Origin of the sequence: Ferroacidibacillus organovorans (assembly GCF_001516615.1) — a bacterium.
Taxonomy (GTDB): Bacteria; Bacillota; Bacilli; order Alicyclobacillales; family SLC66; genus Ferroacidibacillus; species Ferroacidibacillus ferrooxidans_B.
Genome location: NZ_LPVJ01000001.1, coordinates 1 through 16,518, shown reverse-complemented (window position 1 = coordinate 16,518; position 16,518 = coordinate 1). Strand labels below are relative to the sequence as shown.

The window sequence follows — 16,518 nt, the reverse complement described above, 5'->3', positions numbered from 1 at the left end:
TGGCTTAGCTTAGATCGTCCCACTCTACCATGAGCGTGTCAAACGCCTCTGCGACGCGTTCCCACTCCTCGTCATCCTCAATGCCGCAAAGCGACGCGTCATCATCCTCGACACTGCCTTCCACGCGCAGGATGAGCGGTTCCTCTTCCGGATCAAGAAGTGACATTAACAACACATAGTGCCGGCCATCCATTTCAAGAACGCGCAGCACCTCATAGTCCTCATCGCGTCCTTCGTCGTCGGTTAGCGTCACATGACCCTGCAGCAGCAAATCCATCACGGCGCATCCCTCCTCGCACGGTCTAGATACGTTTGTAAAATAAGGGTCGCCGCCACTTTATCGACGACCCCGCGGCGATTTTCGCGGCGCACATTTCCCTCGATCAAAAGTCTCTGCGCAGAGACGGTCGACAAGCGTTCGTCCATCCACTCAATCGGCACGTCGATCACTTTTTCCAGTCTGTCTTTAAACGCCTGTGTCTTTTCCGCACGCGCACCGATCGTACCATTCATGTTGCGCGGAAATCCAAGTACCATTCGTTCCACATCGTGGAGTAAAACCAATTCGGCGATTCGCGCGACAGGGTCTTTTATCCGCCGGCAGTCAATCACCTCAAGCGATTGTGCAGTCCACTTCAAGGCATCGCTCAGCGCAATGCCGATCCGCGCGTCTCCATAGTCAATGCCCATGATTCTCACGGCAGGCGCGCCGCCAGATAGGCGCGTACGAGCTCTTCAATCAACTCATCACGCTCAAGTCGGCGAATCGTGTCACGCGCGTCTTTATGGCTCGTGATATAAGCGGGATCTCCCGAAATGAGATAACCTGCCATCTGGTGAATCGGGTTGTAACCTTTCTCACTGAGCGCCTCATAGGCGAGAAGCAAAGCGCGTTCCGCGCGACTCGGTTCATCAGGCCGAAGTCGAAACTGCATCGTTTCTTCAAAAGACGGCATGAACACGTAACACCCCTCTCTCGCGATTCGTGTCCTTAGAGTTTACTATTCGCGGACTGCTCACCAAAATCCTCTTTCACATTGTATCCGAGAGGAGCTTTGCGAGCAGCGCTTCAGCATGCTCCAGCGCTTTTGGCAGCTTTTCTGGATTGCGCCCGCCTGCCTGGGCCAGATCCGCCTTACCGCCACCCGCCCCTCCAGCCAAACTCGCGATCTCTTTGACAAGTTTTCCAGCATGCGCACCACGCGCCTGAAGTAAAGGGGGCACAGATACGACAAACGCTGCTTTCTCAGCCTTTGATGAACCCAGCACGATCAAGAGATCTGCGTGTTTTTGGCGCAAATAATCCGCCATGGCACGCAGCCCTTCAACGTCTTGCTCACGCACCGCCGCCACAAGCGCACGCCCGTTTGCGTGCTGTGTGATGCGCTCATCAAGTTGCGCCGCCTCCGCGCGATTCAATTGAGCCGTGAGCGCTTCGACTTCTTTCTCAAGCAATCGCACGTGATCGTTCATCGACTCTACCCGTTTTTGCAAAAGCGCGGGCGGCGATTTAAGCTGCTCTGAAACATGGAGAAGCAACCGCTCTTCTGCCTTCACAAATTCATAGGCATATGCGCCTGTGACCGCTTCGACCCGGCGCACACCCGATCCAATTCCACTTTCGCTGACCAAACGAAACAGGTTGATCTGACCGTTATGCGAGACGTGACAACCGCCGCACAATTCGATGGACTGCGATCCGGCACGCACGACGCGCACACGTTCCCCGTATTTTTCACCAAACAGCGCCATGGCACCAAGCGCTTTAGCGTCTGACTGCGCCATTTCTTCAACCGTCACCGGTTCGTCGTCCCAGATCGCCTGATTGACTAGCAACTCAACACGCTCAAGATCTTCCCGCGAAATTGCGCCTGTATGCGAAAAGTCAAACCGCAGGCGATCCGGTAGTACGAGCGAGCCCGCCTGCGCGACATGTTCTCCGAGCACCGTCCGAAGCGCGTAGTGAAGAAGATGCGTCGCCGTGTGATTTTTCGTGATCGCAGCGCGCCGCAATGAATCAACCTCTGCCACCACCCGCGCTACGGTGCGCACAGACCCAAGCGCGACTTCACAGATGTGAATGTGCTGACCGTTTGGCGCCTTTTTTACATCCTCGACGCGCAGTTCAAAATCGTGTCCGCGGATGATACCACGGTCTGCCACTTGACCGCCGCTTTCAGCATAAAACGGAGTTTGATCGAGAACGACCAAGACTCGCTCAAGCGCCCCCGCCTGTTCAACTGCCTTTCCGTTTAAATAGAGTGCGACGACATGCGCGTCCGTCTTGAGTGTGTCATACCCGACAAAGACGCTTGGCACGAGCAGATCCGCCAACTCTCCTGATTGCACCTGCATGCTGTCCACCTGTTGTCGCGCGCTGCGTGCGCGTTGCCGCTGCGCCTCAAGCGCCTCGGCAAACCCATTGCGATCAATCTCCACGCCACTCTCTTTTGCAATTTCTTCGGTCAGATCAATTGGAAAGCCAAACGTGTCATAGAGACGAAACGCTTCTGCGCCAGAAAGCACGGTCGAACCCATCTCGCGCAGCCGCGCGATTGATTTTGCAAGTAGTGCCTCCCCATCTGCCAGCGTCTCGTGAAACCTTTCTTCTTCAAGGCGCATCAGCGTCATGGTGTGTTCCGCGCGCGCCGCAATCTCCGGATACGCGTCGTCCATCATCCCGGCGACAACGGGAACGAGCGAGTGAAGAAATGGCTCGCCAAAGCCGAGCTGTTTGCCATAGCGCACCGCTCGCCGCAACAATCGGCGAATCACATAGCCGCGCCCTTCATTCGATGGGGCAACGCCATCGGTGATCGAAAACACTACCGCGCGCGCATGATCCGCGATCACCTTGAGCGCCACGTCAACCGCTTCATTCTCCCCATAGCGAACATTGAGTCTCTGCGCAGCCGCTTCGATGATCGGCATAAAAAGATCCGTTTCGTAATTGGAGGGTTTATCCTGAAGCACTGACGCGGTGCGTTCAAGCCCCATGCCAGTATCGATATTCTTTTTGGGAAGCGGTGTATACGATCCATCCGCATTGTGATTATATTGGCTAAAAACGAGGTTCCAGATCTCCAAGTGGCGATCACAGTCACAACTCGCGTCACACGTTTCCCGACCGCAGCCGACATTCTCTCCGCGATCATAAAAAATTTCTGAGTTCGGCCCGCACGGCCCTTCACCGATATCCCAGAAATTTTCCTCTAGACGAAGGATTTTTTCTTCCGGAAAACCGATCTCGCGGTGCCAGATTAAAAATGCCTCATCGTCTTCTGGATGAATGGTAATCGAGAGACGCGACACATCCAGCTTCAGGCGATCTGTCAGAAACTCATACGCATAGTGAATCGCCTCGCGCTTAAAGTAATCACCGATCGAAAAATTTCCGAGCATCTCAAAAAACGTATGGTGGCGAGCCGTTTTTCCGACATTTTCGATATCGTTTGTGCGAATGCACTTTTGACTGTTCGTAAGACGTGGATTGGTGGGAACGACACGTCCGTCAAAGTATTTTTTAAGTGGCGCCATACCGCTGTTGATCCAGAGGAGCGTAGGATCATCGTGCGGAACAAGGCTTGCGCTTGGAACAATCTCGTGACCTTTCTCCCGGAAAAACTCTGTGTAAAGACGGCGGATTTCTCTACCTTGCACGCTAAATTCCCCCTAAACGTAAAATAAGCCCACATCCCCAAGGGACGTGAGACACACGCGGTACCACCCTCGTTATGCAGGCAAGGCGACCCGCATCACTCTAACCGCTCTAACGGGCGGAACCCGTCTCCTGACAGCACGCGAACGAGCTTCCCAACGCCGTCGCACATCCCCGCTTTCAGCCTAGGCGGAAACTCTCTGGTTGCAGGCATTTTGGTACTCCTGTTCGATACGGAGCGATATGAAAGCCCTCGCAAACGCGAGGGCATCGTCTGGCAACGTCCTACTCTCCCAGGACCCTGCGGTCCAAGTACCATCGGCGCTGGAGGGCTTAACTGCCGTGTTCGGGATGGAAACGAGTGTGTCCCCTCCGCCATCATCACCAGGCAAAAACAATCGTACACGTATTGCAAGATAAAGTCAAGATCACGCGGATCACTCAGCTAAAATCTTACCGAAAGGACATTGGCTCACTCACATAGAAACCTTACCGAAGGGATTGTTGTGCAGATGTCAATGCAGAGTCGGCGAGAGTACCTGAGTGCAATGCGGATCCGGTACCTGCGTGCCACTGCCAGACAGGAAAAGTCTCGTATCTTAGATGAATTAGAGGCAACCTTAGGGTACGCGCGCAAGTATGCAATTGCAGCGATGAAGGGAAGGCCTGAGCAACATGGACCGCGTTCAAAACGATGTCGGCCTCTCCAGTATCAAATGGCGCTTCCGGTGATCCAAGTGGTGTGGGAGGCACTCGACTATCCTTGTGCGGAGCGACTTCATCCCATGTTGGTGGGAACTGCCAATCTATTGGCTCGCCACGGCGAACTACACCTTACGCCTACGATCGTAGAACAGTTAGAGCAAATCAGTCGGGCAACGCTCGCGCGCCGCATCACCAAGTGGGTGCAACCAGGTGCCAAGCATATCCCTGCGGACAAGAGACCGTCTGCGCATCTGCGTTCAGAAGTACCGATTGAACGGTATGATTGGGATGAGGACAAACCGGGTGCTTTAGAAATTGATCTTGTGGAGCACAACGGCGGTTCATCGTCCGGACACTATGCCTATACGCTTTCGGTGGTTGATATCGTGACGGGATACAGTAGGCGTCTGGCCGTACTTGGGCGTGGACAAGCAGGGGTCGCCTCTGCTCTGGAACGAATCCTCGCCGAATGGCCCTACGCGATATGGGGGATCCACTCGGATAATGGCAGTGAGTTCATCAATCATCAACTGATCCGTTACACAAAGGCCAATCGCCTGTCGTTTACGCGGAGCCGTCCGTATAAGAAGAATGACAATGCCCACGTGGAGCAGAAGAATCGTTTTTGGTACGTGAGATCGTCGGATACGAACGCTATGATTCACCTGAACATGTCACGTGGTTAAACACGGTATACGCGTGGCTTGATGTGTACGCGAATGTGTGCCTGCCCATGCGCAAAGTCGTGAGGAAAACACGCGAAGGGAGTCATGTGCGTAAGAAATACGATATTGCCAAGCCACCTTTACAACGGGCCTTTGCATCAGATGTCGTCTCTGCAGATAGCCAGAAGCTCTGGGGCGTTTGGGCCGATTCGCTCAATCCACTGCAGTTGCATCGGCAACTCGCTACTTTGCTTGCACAAGGTCCGCAGGGCACGAACGTTACTCCGGTCCCCCTACCTGCCCCCGCTCCGTGGGTGCAAACCACACAGGGTCGACTGGACGGAACACACGGGCTTCTCTAAAAAGAACAAGAATTGCCTGTGGATTTGATGGACAACTCTGTGAGTTGACCACAAGCTCCACAGGCGCCACACAGGGGAAACCGCTTCGCTCATCCCCTCTGGCCTGCGGCCATTCACCCCTCCCGCCCCTCCTACAAAAAGCGAAGGAGTGGGTAAGATTTTTAAATGAGTTAGCCATTGCTCTTGGGTAAGATTTTTACGTGAGTTGACACGGATCACATGTCTCTTCGCAAAACGTGAAGATGAATTTGCGTGTAGACAACCTTAATGACCGCAAGGATCGGCACCGCAAAGATAAGCCCTGTGATCCCGCCGATCTCCCCTGCCGCCATGACACCAAGCAAGATGAGCAGCGGGTGCAGCTCAATCGTTTTTCCCATGATCATCGGGGAGAGCAGGTTTCCCTCCAATTGCTGTACGATGAGATTCACGAGCAGAACGTTTATGAACATCCCTTTAGAAATGCCAAGCGCCATGACAAGTCCCGGCGCCGCGCCGATAAACGGCCCAACATACGGAATGATATTTGTAAGACCTACGACGACGGAAAGAAGCAATGCGTTTGGCATGCGCACAATCACCAATCCAATGAGTGTGGCGATGCCAACCAGCGCCATCACAAGCAATTGCCCGCGCACATACCGTCCGAGTGCGTGATCGACTCCCTGCAAAATGCGCACGACCGTCTCACGCTGCGAACGCGGAAAAAGACGCACAAGCAAATTTTGAAAACGGCTGTAATCCTTCAGCAGATAAAAAACCAAAAACGGGATGACAAACGCCGAAACCACACCGGAGATCAAATCGCGCACACCGATCAGTGTGCCAGACAGCCAGGCTGCGATGCCGCCTTCGGCGCTTGAAAGCGCCTTTTCAATGCCGAGTCTGACACTGTTTGGAAGCACGCGCGAGGCGACTGACATGTGATCGATCGTCTTGTCGACGATCGTGACGTAGCCTGGCAAATACGAGATGAAAAGCTGCACCTGATGAAGCAAGAGCGGAATGGTGTTGATTAGCAGCAGCAAGATCAAAACAACAATCATCGCATACAGCATGAGAATGGCGACCGTGCGCGGAACTCGACGCTGTTCAAGCAAATCGACAGACGGACGCAATACATAGGTCGCAATAATCGAGAGCAAAAGCGGGCCGATCACCGCGCGGGCCACCGCCCAGATATCTGTGAAAAAAGCGCGCAGATGTCCCAGCAAAGCGATGTCGCAAAGCACGAGCAGCGACATGACTGCAAGAAACAGCAGGCGGGATCGCCGCTCCGTCATGTGCCATCACCCCTTTATCGCCACACAGCATGACCGGCGATTCTAGGGTATGCGAAACGAACGCTTTCTAGACAAGCAGCGCGCAAAATCAGCGCTTAGGACGACGGCGGTGCAGACTGGCGATGCTGCGCCGCGCGATCTGTCTCCTCATCAGCCATCCCCTCAAGAACCCCGTCCGCATGGGCTCCTTCTACCTCAGTATCCAAGGAAGAAGCAGACCGCTCAAGGTCTTCTGGTTTGACATCACCTTGTTTTGGTTCCTTCTCAAACAGGTCCACATCCGACGCGTTTGCTTCACGGTCGCGACCTTGCAGTGCCTCATCGCGCATGCGCTGCCGTTCGCGGATGCGCGCCATGTACGTATCTGCCGCGCGCCGCTGTTTCATTTGAAGAAAAAACACCAAGCCAAGCGCAAGAACTGCGAGTATCGCGCGATCCTGAGTCAGGATCATGACCCGTCCCCCTTTTTCTCTTCTTCGTGATCATAGCATGTTCGTCTCACGATTTCTCACTGTGTTTTACTATTACAAAAAACGCCAATCTTTGCATTGACAGTTCCAGGAAACCGAATTACACTCTAGTAAAATTGATGATTGTTACTTCGTTGTAACACATGATTAGGAGAATGGAATTGGACGAAAGCGCATACACACCAAAACACTGGATCATTTATCTCGGTCGCTTCATCTCACAAATGGGGGATCGCATATACATGATCGCCCTGAGCCTCTTTTTGGTTAAACACGGTGAACAGCTCTTGCTGCTGTGGTCGATTCGCATGCTCGTTCCATTTTTCTTCTCTTATCTATCAGGGACACTCGTCGATCGCTTCGGGTTTCGAAACGCAGCGCTCTCTGCCGATTTTCTCTGTGCGATTGCAACAGCACTGATTCCTCTCACGCTTGGCACGCCGTTTCTATTCTTTCTCGTCGCGCTCAACACCTTTGGCACGGATGCGTTTACCAACGCATTTAACCCATTGATAACAAGCATCACGACGCCTGAAACCCGACACCGCGTCAACACGATGACAACAACGTTTTCCTATGTTGCCATGGTGTTTGGCCCACTGATCGGCGGCTACCTCGTGATCTCAGGAGACACGTTTCCATTCTATGCACAGTCACTATCCTTCCTCTTGTCGGCAGGATCCCTCCTCCTGCTTCGCCTAAACGTGCCAAAACCAGCGAGTGGATCGCGCAAATTCGCACTCGCCACCATTAAAGAAGATCTGCAGCTTGCTGTTTCCTATCTCAAAAAGTCGACTCTTTTAAAGAGGGTCATGACGATTATGGTCATCATGAATCTGGGTGCAGGCGCAATCGATGCATACGAAGCGATTTATATCACCAAAGGAGTTCATCTAAACGCAACGGGTTACTCCATCTTTCTCGCCATCAACGGTCTGGCGTTTGTCGTTTCAGGCATGATCAACATGCGTTTGGCAAAGCGGATCACGCCAAGGCAGTCCATGGCGATTGGCGGCTTGATTACACCTGTTGGCATCATCACCTATGTGCTCGGACACTCACTCGCCACGGTCGGTGCAGGTGTTGCCGTGATGGGGCTTGGGATCATGTCGATGATGACTGCTTCGCGCACCATTCGACAAAACCTCATCCCAATCGAGGTTCAGGGGCGTGTGCTCGGCGCGCTCGCGACACTCAACATGACTGCCGGCTCCATATCCGTCTTGGTAGGCGGGGCGCTTGTTCCATTCGTCCCGATTCGCACGATCATGATCGGATGCTCTCTTTTCTCCGTGATCGCTATCCCGGTTTGCCTCAGCGTGTTACGATTAAACCAAGAGGCCACAGAACCTGTGGCTGCTTAATCGCAGATGCGCGAAAGGAAAATGAAATGGTAGCGAACCAACCGACACAAGACACACCACTCGGGCTTCAGAAAAAACAGGTGTGGACCCTCTCGGGTGCACACCTGTTCAATGACCTCATGACGACCGGTATCGTTCCGGCGCTCCTTCCGCTCTATAAAGAAGCGTTCCACCTTTCCTATATCGGCGTCGGATTCGTCGTGCTCGCTTCCTACCTGACGTCGTCCGTCATGCAGCCACTCTTTGGACTTTACACCGATCGCCATCCTAAGGCGTACTTTTTGCCGCTTGGCGTCACCCTCTCGGGTGTCGGACTCAGTTTGACAGGCTTTGCGCCATCCCTTCCATGGCTCCTTATCTTCATCGCCTTCTCCGGTTTGGGTTCAGGAGCATTTCACCCTGAGGCGTCGCGCGGCGCCCATCTCGCATCCGGTCCTGTCAAAGGGATGGCGCAAGCCATTTTTCAGGTTGGCGGCAATATGGGGCAAGCCTTGGGGCCACTCATGATCCCCTTGTTTCTCTTTGCAACAGGTGTGCAGGGACTGCGTTACTTCCTCATTCCTTCTGCTCTGATCGGATGGATGACCTTTCGCCTCTTGCCGTGGTATCGCCGTCGCACCCAGGAAGAGCGAAGCAAGACGCGGGAAATTTCAGGAAGGAATCAACCGCTTGGACTGACACTGCTCGTCATCGTCGTCATTCTGCGCTCGTTTGCGCAGATCAGCCTGTCCGGTTTCCTGCCCTTTTACTACCTCCATCACCATTTGAGCCTAAACGTGGCAGAACTTTTTACATTCCTCTTTCTCTCAGCCGGCGCACTCGCCACGTATGTGGGCGGCACACTGAGCGACCGTTTCAGCAAAAAGCAGTTGGTGCTCGCGTCCGTCGCGCTCGCCATTCCATTCGCATGGCTCTTGCCCCGCCTTTCAGGCTTTGTGGCCGCTGTCGATCTCTTTTTGCTCGGCTTTACCATTCTCTCTTCGTTTGCCGTTACGGTCGTCTACGGGCAGATGCTTCTGCCGCGAAACATCGGGATGGCCTCAGGCCTGATCATCGGATTTGGCGTCGGGGCAGGCGGTATCGGCGCAACACTGCTAGGCTTTGTCGCAGATCACTTCGGAATCACATTTATCTTCGATCTGATCGTCTGGTTGCCAATCACGGCGACACTCTTTGCCATCTTTTTGCCAGCAGACACAAAAAAAGCGATACCTGCACCGTGACCCATCGCAACATCCATGGACGAAAAAGGCGACCGTGGTCGATACCCGGTCGCCTTTTTTGTCTCAGTACAAAACTCATGTACTCACGCTTGTTTGACAAACTCCAGCTCAATGTTCAACTTGATCGCATCCCCTACGAGTACCCCGCCAGTTTCCAGCGCCGCATTCCAGGTCAACCCAAAATCAGAACGATTGATAGAACCCGTCGCCGTCACGCCGATCCGCTCATTGCCCCACGGATCTTTGGCCGGGCCTTCAATTTCACACGTGAGTTCAACCGGACGCGTAACGCCTTTGATGGTCAATTGTCCATTTAGGGAGTGTGTATTCTCACTCAATTTTTTCACGCTGTCTGACACAAATTCGATCGTCGGATACGTGTCTGCCTCAAAAAAATCTCCTGAGCGCAAGTGATTGTCACGATCTTCGTTCGCCGTGTCAATGCTCTTTGTGTCTATCTTCACTGAAACTTTTGCATCCGTCAGATCTGTTGGATCTGCCGTCACCTGTGCCTCAAACGATTTAAACGATCCGCGCACATTTGAGATCATCATATGTCGAACCGAGAAAGAAATGTGACTGTGAGATGGATCGAGCGCCCATGCAGTTGTTGCCACAAAAAAACCTCCCTATTTTTAATTTTTGTAAAAAGAATCAACGTTCACTGATTTGTAAATGGTTCCATCTCATCATACAACACGTAATACACAAAAAACAAGTAGATAAAAAAAACAATGTAACAAATTACATCGTAGTATTTTACTTAATGCGCATAGACGTATGTAATCTTGCGACACCATCCAGGAACATCGCGCTAGGCATTCGCATACGTTGTCAAGACGAACGCACAGGAGGAAACCGCCGTGATCATCCATATCGTGTCCCATGGCGACACGCTCTACGCACTCTCCAAACGATACAATGTTTCACTCGACACCTTGATTCACATGAATGGATTAACCACACCGGATGAACTGGTCATTGGTCAAGCGTTGGTAATTCCGACTGGCAACATCAACAAAGCATCCTTGCCGATGATCGAAGTCAACGCATACTACACAGATTTTGGCGCAAAAGGTCAGAACAATCTCACTCAGGTGGCGCATGATCTCACATATGCCAGCCCCTTTAGCCACCAGGCGACCGCACAGGGAACGATCCGGCCGATCGAGACCTCGAGTCTCCTGCAGATCGCGCGCAATCACCATGTGGTGCCCATGCTCGTCCTTACAAACTATGCAGGCAGCATGTTCAGTTCAGACGTGGGGCATGCCATTCTCAATACGCCAGCCGTGCAAGACACGCTAATCACAAACGCGCTTGAACTTATGCACAGCCAGGGACTCAAAGGGCTTAACATCGACTTTGAGTACCTCTATCCGCAAGACAAGGACGCATATAATGTCTTTTTGCGAAAAGTTGCCGCGCGCATCCACCAGGCCGGATTTCTTCTCTCCACGGCGCTTGCGCCAAAGACATCTGCCCATCAGCAGGGGCTGCTCTATGTCGCACACGATTATCCGGTCCATGGCGAACTGTGCGATTTCGTGGTGCTCATGACCTACGAGTGGGGATGGGCAGGCGGCCCGCCGTGGGCGATTGCGCCGATCAACGAAGTGGAAAAAGTGCTCAACTACGCAGTCACGGCGATTCCCAAACACAAAATCATGATGGGGGTTCCTACGTACGGGCGCGACTGGACACTGCCTTTTGTCAAGGGCAAATCGCTTGCCGAGACGTTTGACCCACAAGTGGCCGTCGAACGCGCCGCGAAGTACAAGGTCGATATTCAATACAACACCACGTATCAGGCGCCGTTTTATCGCTATGTTGACGCACAGCATCGCGCACACGAGGTGTGGTTTGAAGACGCGCGCAGCATTCTCGCAAAGCTTGATCTTGTCAAACGCTACGGACTGCGCGGTATCAGCCTGTGGACGATGCCCGCCGATTTCCCGCAACTCTGGCCGATCATCGAGGACAACGTAAACGTTCGCAAACTCACGTTTTAGCTCATCGTCAAGGCAGGATGGCCCAGTTGGTGGACTCACAGCAAAGAAACAGGCAACCGCCCCACGGTTCGTGGCTTGGTTGCCTGTTTGCGCTGCATCACAGATCAATTCCCGCTTACCGCAGTGCTCGCAGACTCAGCGATTGACGCCGCGCATGCCCTGTTCAGGGTAGCGAGTTCCTGCCGCGACACCGACTGGCGCAATTTGATCGATGGAAGAAAGCTCTGACGGTGTGAGGTGAACCGCAGTCCCGCCGACGTTTTCTTCGAGATATTTGCGCCGTTTCGTGCCCGGAATCGGCACGATCTGCTCCCACTGCGCAAGCAGCCACGCGAGCGCCAATTGCGACGGCGTGCACCCTTTTTGTGCCGCCAACTCGCGAATCCGCTCCACGAGTTGCAGGTTCTTCGCAAAGTTTTCTCCTTGAAAACGCGGTGAAAAGCGACGATAGTCGTCTTCTGCCAAATCCTCAAACGTGCGGATCTCTCCTGTCAAAAAGCCGCGTCCAAGCGGGCTGTATGGGACAAAACCAATCGAGAGTTCACGGCACGTCGGCAGAATCTCATCTTCCACATCCCGACTCCACAGTGAATACTCCGTTTGTAGCGCGCTGATCGGATGCACCGCGTGCGCTTTTTTGATCGTTGACGCCGCCGCCTCAGACAATCCGAGAAAGCGCACCTTGCCTTCCTCTATAAGCCTCGCCATCGCCCCCACCGTCTCCTCAATCGGCACGTCCGGGTCCACCCGATGCTGATAATAGAGATCAATCGTCTCGATTCCGAGTCGCTTCAAACTGTCTTCGCACGCCTGCCGGACATAGTCAGGGTGTCCCGAAACACCAAGAAATGTTCCGTCCGGCGCCCGCCGATTGCCAAACTTTGTCGCGATGATCACCTGATCGCGGCGTCCCTTTAATGCTTTGCCGACAAGCTCCTCATTGCGTCCAACGCCGTACATATCTGCAGTATCAAAAAAATCGACGCCAAGTTCAAGTGCGCGGTGAATCGTCGCGATCGACTCTTGATCGTCTCGCCCAGCGTAAAAATCGGACATTCCCATGCAGCCTAGACCGAGCGCGGATACAGTTAAGCCTTGTCCGCCCAATTTGCGTTTTTCCATCATGAGAACCTCCTTTTTGTATGTAGCTTACCTATTATAGCATTTCGCCGTGCGAAACACCCGCAATCAACTCCCCCGAAAAGACTTGCACGCGTTTACAAAGCAAAAAGGCACTTGACTTCATTTTTTCATGCCAGGGCAAAACGCTATCGCGCGATTCGCTCTAAAGCATTCAGATAGCGGTCCACCTCTTCTTGCGTGTTGTACGGCGCAATCCCGGCCCGCACGAAGCCACCGCAGGAATTTACGCCGAGCCGATCAGCCAGTGTACTCGCATAAAAATGGCCATCTGCCACAAAAACACTCGCCGTTTCAAGCACTTGTTCGCACACTGCGCGCGCATCCTGCCCATCGACCGTGATCGCAATCGTCGGCGTTTTAGGGATTCCCTCTTCTGCCGAAAAAAGCCGCACACCGCGCATCGCCTGTAACCCCGCTCGCATGTGGCGCGCCAGACTGTCCTCATACGCCTCGATCCGTTTCATGGCAGAAACCATCTTTTCGCGCAGCGTCGTCCCGTCACCAAGGCTTGCCACAAAATCGAGCGCGCCACCGATCCCGGCAATCCCTTCGTGGCTCTGCGTACCTGTTTCGAGTTTGTCCGGATCATAGGTTGGGGCCGGATCCAGTTTGTAAACGTCCAAGTGCGCAAACAGTCCCTCGCGAATCGCCGCGACGCCGACGTGCGGGCCAAAGAACTTATACGTCGAACACAACAGGATGTCAGCGTCCAAAACCTCTCGATCAACGGAAAAATGCGGCACCGCGTGCACCGCGTCAACCACCACGAGCGCCCCCACCTCATGCGCGCGCTGTGCGATCCGCCGCACATCCGTAATCGTCCCGACTGCATTAGAGGCAAGGCCCACCGCGACCACTTTCGTGCGCGGGGTAATCACTTCATCAAGATGATCAAGATCAAGCGCGAGCTTCTCTTTATTCACACGCAGCCACACCGGTTTTGCGCCGCGATCGCGCGCCGCCGTGAGCCACGGATCCACGTTTGCGCGATGGTCAAGTTCCGTGACGACAATCTCTGTCTGCGCATCCCACGTTCTTGCGAGCGCACGCGATATGGCAAACGTAAGGGTCGTCATGTTGGCGCCAAATGCGATCTCCGACGGTTTTGTATGAAGAAGTGCCGCCAGTTTTGTCTTTGCGTCTGCGATGGTCGCTTCTGTCTCAACGCTCGTCGGAAAAACGCCGTGCAGATTCGCGCCGCCGCGCGCCATGTAAGAGGTCATCGCATCAATCGTCGATTGCGCCACTTGCGACCCGCCAGGTCCGTCAAAGTAGGCGACACGCTGACCGTGATAAAGACGCTTTAGCGCAGGAAAATGTGCGCGAACCTCATCGATTGGAAAAGAGTCACTCATCCCGCCATCCCCTTTGGCCCATTTGAACAAACGATTCTCGCTTATTCCTATTCAATAGGTTAAGGGTAGTAGACACAGCGCCTCTTGGCAAGTGATTCCTAACTCGCGCCACAACTAGAGGCGCGAACCGACCCACGCGCCAACCAGTCCGACTACAAGACTCGCAAGCAGATAGGCAATCATCGTTTTCACTGCGCGCCGATCGCGCAGTGTCGCACTCTCAAACATCCATGTAGAAAACGTGGTGTACGCACCGATGAACCCGATGCCAATGGCGCTTCGCAGCCAGTAATCCACGAGGTTGTTCGGACGCGCCGCCGCATAGACATAGCCGAGTAAAAACGCGCCGGTGATGTTGATCAGAAATGTCGCAACGGGAAAGTCTTTTTTCCAGCGTGCGTTGATCTGGTTGGTGATAAAAAAGCGTGCGCACGCGCCGATCATTCCGCCAAACGCAACGCCGACCCACTCAATCATCCGATCTCCCTCCTCTCTCCGCCCAAATGGCTCCCGAGCAGCGCGATGAGAAAGCCACCGACGAGGCTTAGGACGACATAGAGAAGTGCGGTTGCGTTTTGCCCATGCATGAGAAGCGCGTTTGTCTCGACGACAAACGTGGAAAACGTGGTGTACGCTCCGATGATCCCCGTTCCAATGCCCGCGCGCATCCACTGAGGCACCTTAAAGCGCCAGATGGTGACCGTATAAAACCAGGCCAGGACAAAGCTTCCTGACCAGTTGATCAAGAGTGTCGCCAGCGGAAATCCGTGCACGGGCGGCACCGCCACCTCGAGCAGTTCGCGCAAAAGCGCCCCGATGACCCCACCGACTGCCACTGCGCCGTATTGGCGCGCGACATCCCCCCGCAATGACCGATCGCGCAACGTTTCTGCACGCTTTTTCTCCTCAGCCAACACCTGACACACCTTTCATCCATCGAAGTTGTCTCTATCGATCTGTGATGACAACCGACCGGCCACGCCTCATGTCCCCGCATCATCCACGTCTTCATCCACCCGTCGAACGGAACACTCCCAAAAGCCATCCCCCATCTTCTTTACAAGGCGCACGCGCAGCAAATCGCCAACGCCAAGCGAGACCGTCGGGTGCTCAATCTCGTACCACGCGAGTTCTGCGAGCGGCACGAACGCGCGAATGCCTTGATGCTCCACCCACGCGCCGCGCTGATCGAGCGCGACGATGCGCGCCTCCACACGATCTCCCTGTTTCACACAACTTCCTCCTCTAGGTGTTGCAGTCTCTTTAGGTTTTGCGACCATCGCGTCCCGTTCGACCTCAGCAAAAAACCCCCACAAGCGCCACAGAGTTTCCTCCAAGGTCACTTGTAGGGGCTATCATCCCACAGCCGGGCTTACGCGAGCTCCATCGCGATTCAATTACTTGAATGATACTGTCTCGCATATACATACGTCAACACAGGAGGTGTCCCATGCTCATCGCCACCAGTTTCATCGGATCGCTCATCGGCTTTTTCGCCTATTATCAGATGTTCGCACGCGTCGCGCACGCCCCGCGCCACATCACGATGCGCGCCTCCATGATCAATTGCATGGCGCTCGCCTTCATCTTCGCGATGCTGATCGATCTGACCACAGGGAGCAAACTGCTCAGCGTCATCCTGCCGATCGTGACCATCTGCGCGCCTGCGATCTGGATGCTAAAATTGCAAAGTCTGCTTGACGTCGTCGAACTGCTCATCGGCTCGCTCATGAGCGTATCCATGAGCGTGATGCTGATCGGAATGACCGACCCGCTCGTCGTGTGGCTCATCCAACTCGCGCTGGTGCTCGTCGAGGCGCTGCTCTTCGTTTCACTCACGCGCCGCATCCAGATGCGCTTTAAATGATTGGCGTCGCGCGCTAAGCGGACAGCCGGAAGCCTCCAACCCCGTTTCGCCGTTTCATCACTGCACCATTTCATTGTTGCGGCACATGAAAGCATGCTGCGGCATTTTTGTGTATTCTTCTTCACCAGCGCACCTTTTGGCGCGCTGATTTGGTGATTTTCTTCCACTTCTCGCGCTCTTGCGCTTGTGCTTGGCGGTCTTCTTTGCGAACCGCTTGGACATGCTGGACATCCGCATTCATCCAGTGGTTCACAAGCGTCGATTTCCCGGCACCTGATGACCCGATGAGCGATGCGGTGACGCCAGATTTTAGATAATCATTCAACGACTCAAGCCGTTCTTTCAAACTTACTCAAATCTACGCATAGGTAGCTTTGACGTTGAATTCCTGCTTCGTCGAGGTCGCCTCTG

At 54.0% G+C, this 16,518-nt stretch carries 19 protein-coding genes and 1 rRNA gene; 6 read left to right on the top strand and 14 right to left on the bottom strand.

Annotated elements, in window-relative coordinates:
- Window positions 1–4: 4 nt before the first annotated feature.
- The 5 genes from ATW55_RS00095 to rrf form a co-directional block, all read right to left on the bottom strand.
- Window positions 5–277, bottom strand: coding sequence for a DUF1292 domain-containing protein (locus ATW55_RS00095; protein WP_235586935.1), 273 nt, complete (start codon window positions 275–277; stop codon window positions 5–7).
- A complete protein-coding gene (gene ruvX, locus ATW55_RS00090) occupies window positions 277–690 on the bottom strand; it encodes a Holliday junction resolvase RuvX (protein ID WP_423742937.1) in 414 nt (137 codons plus the stop codon). The genes ATW55_RS00095 and ruvX overlap by 1 nt, the downstream gene beginning before the upstream one ends.
- A gap of 5 nt (window positions 691–695) precedes the next feature.
- The gene (locus tag ATW55_RS00085) at window positions 696–956 is read right to left on the bottom strand and encodes an IreB family regulatory phosphoprotein (RefSeq protein WP_067711048.1); all 261 of its coding nucleotides are present in this window, start codon (window positions 954–956) and stop codon (window positions 696–698) included.
- A gap of 76 nt (window positions 957–1,032) precedes the next feature.
- Window positions 1,033–3,660 (bottom strand): alanine--tRNA ligase, encoded by a 2,628-nt coding sequence (gene alaS / locus ATW55_RS00080; RefSeq protein WP_067710846.1) that lies wholly within the window; start codon window positions 3,658–3,660, stop codon window positions 1,033–1,035.
- Between the two features lie 270 nt (window positions 3,661–3,930).
- Window positions 3,931–4,047 (bottom strand): 5S ribosomal RNA (gene rrf / locus ATW55_RS00075).
- Window positions 4,048–4,170: 123 nt separating this feature from the next.
- Here rrf and ATW55_RS00070 point away from each other — a divergent pair.
- Entirely contained in the window at window positions 4,171–5,049 is an 879-nt protein-coding gene (locus tag ATW55_RS00070; RefSeq protein ID WP_201024897.1) for a DDE-type integrase/transposase/recombinase, read from the top strand.
- Entirely contained in the window at window positions 4,989–5,390 is a 402-nt protein-coding gene (locus ATW55_RS16475; RefSeq protein ID WP_201024896.1) for a hypothetical protein, read from the top strand. The genes ATW55_RS00070 and ATW55_RS16475 overlap by 61 nt, the downstream gene beginning before the upstream one ends.
- Window positions 5,391–5,605: 215 nt before the next feature.
- Here the strand turns inward: ATW55_RS16475 and ATW55_RS00065 are convergent, their stop codons facing one another.
- Window positions 5,606–6,673 (bottom strand): AI-2E family transporter, encoded by a 1,068-nt coding sequence (locus ATW55_RS00065; RefSeq protein WP_067710844.1) that lies wholly within the window; start codon window positions 6,671–6,673, stop codon window positions 5,606–5,608.
- A 95-nt stretch (window positions 6,674–6,768) separates the two neighbouring features.
- Window positions 6,769–7,125, bottom strand: a complete 357-nt coding sequence (locus ATW55_RS00060; protein WP_067710842.1) for a hypothetical protein — start codon at window positions 7,123–7,125, stop codon at window positions 6,769–6,771.
- Window positions 7,126–7,304: 179 nt separating this feature from the next.
- Between ATW55_RS00060 and ATW55_RS00055 the strand changes: the two genes are divergently transcribed.
- Both ATW55_RS00055 and ATW55_RS00050 read left to right on the top strand, forming a co-directional pair.
- The gene (locus ATW55_RS00055) at window positions 7,305–8,507 is read left to right on the top strand and encodes an MFS transporter (RefSeq protein ID WP_067710840.1); all 1,203 of its coding nucleotides are present in this window, start codon (window positions 7,305–7,307) and stop codon (window positions 8,505–8,507) included.
- A gap of 26 nt (window positions 8,508–8,533) precedes the next feature.
- Window positions 8,534–9,730, top strand: a complete 1,197-nt coding sequence (locus tag ATW55_RS00050) for an MFS transporter (RefSeq protein WP_067710838.1) — start codon at window positions 8,534–8,536, stop codon at window positions 9,728–9,730.
- An 83-nt stretch (window positions 9,731–9,813) separates the two neighbouring features.
- Here ATW55_RS00050 and ATW55_RS00045 read toward each other — a convergent pair whose 3' ends face one another.
- Window positions 9,814–10,347, bottom strand: coding sequence for a YceI family protein (locus ATW55_RS00045; RefSeq protein WP_067710836.1), 534 nt, complete (start codon window positions 10,345–10,347; stop codon window positions 9,814–9,816).
- A 246-nt stretch (window positions 10,348–10,593) separates the two neighbouring features.
- On the opposite strand from ATW55_RS00045, the gene ATW55_RS00040 reads away from it, so the two are divergent.
- On the top strand, window positions 10,594–11,742 hold the full coding sequence (locus ATW55_RS00040) for a glycosyl hydrolase family 18 protein (RefSeq protein ID WP_067710834.1): 1,149 nt from the start codon (window positions 10,594–10,596) through the stop codon (window positions 11,740–11,742).
- Window positions 11,743–11,877: 135 nt separating this feature from the next.
- On the opposite strand, the gene ATW55_RS00035 is transcribed toward ATW55_RS00040, so the two are convergent.
- The 5 genes from ATW55_RS00035 to ATW55_RS00015 all read right to left on the bottom strand — a co-directional run bounded on the left by ATW55_RS00035 (window position 11,878) and on the right by ATW55_RS00015 (window position 15,472).
- The gene (locus tag ATW55_RS00035) at window positions 11,878–12,864 is read right to left on the bottom strand and encodes an aldo/keto reductase (protein ID WP_067710832.1); all 987 of its coding nucleotides are present in this window, start codon (window positions 12,862–12,864) and stop codon (window positions 11,878–11,880) included.
- Between the two features lie 146 nt (window positions 12,865–13,010).
- Complete coding sequence (locus ATW55_RS00030; RefSeq protein ID WP_067710830.1) at window positions 13,011–14,240, bottom strand: cysteine desulfurase-like protein; 1,230 nt, start codon at window positions 14,238–14,240, stop codon at window positions 13,011–13,013.
- Window positions 14,241–14,354: 114 nt separating this feature from the next.
- The gene (gene crcB / locus ATW55_RS00025; RefSeq protein ID WP_067710828.1) at window positions 14,355–14,717 is read right to left on the bottom strand and encodes a fluoride efflux transporter CrcB; all 363 of its coding nucleotides are present in this window, start codon (window positions 14,715–14,717) and stop codon (window positions 14,355–14,357) included.
- Window positions 14,714–15,154: a fluoride efflux transporter FluC gene (locus ATW55_RS00020; RefSeq protein WP_235586930.1), complete on the bottom strand. Its 441-nt coding sequence runs from the start codon at window positions 15,152–15,154 to the stop codon at window positions 14,714–14,716. Before ATW55_RS00020 ends, crcB begins: the two co-directional genes overlap by 4 nt.
- A 69-nt stretch (window positions 15,155–15,223) precedes the next feature.
- Window positions 15,224–15,472 carry a S1 RNA-binding domain-containing protein gene (locus tag ATW55_RS00015; RefSeq protein ID WP_067710826.1) on the bottom strand — a complete coding sequence of 83 codons (249 nt, stop codon included), beginning with the start codon at window positions 15,470–15,472 and terminating at the stop codon, window positions 15,224–15,226.
- 218 nt (window positions 15,473–15,690) lie between these two features.
- On the opposite strand from ATW55_RS00015, the gene ATW55_RS00010 reads away from it, so the two are divergent.
- Window positions 15,691–16,107 (top strand): hypothetical protein, encoded by a 417-nt coding sequence (locus tag ATW55_RS00010; RefSeq protein ID WP_067710824.1) that lies wholly within the window; start codon window positions 15,691–15,693, stop codon window positions 16,105–16,107.
- Window positions 16,108–16,228: 121 nt separating this feature from the next.
- Here ATW55_RS00010 and rsgA read toward each other — a convergent pair whose 3' ends face one another.
- A complete protein-coding gene (gene rsgA / locus ATW55_RS00005) occupies window positions 16,229–16,453 on the bottom strand; it encodes a GTPase RsgA (RefSeq protein WP_067710821.1) in 225 nt (74 codons plus the stop codon).
- Window positions 16,454–16,518: the final 65 nt, after the last annotated feature.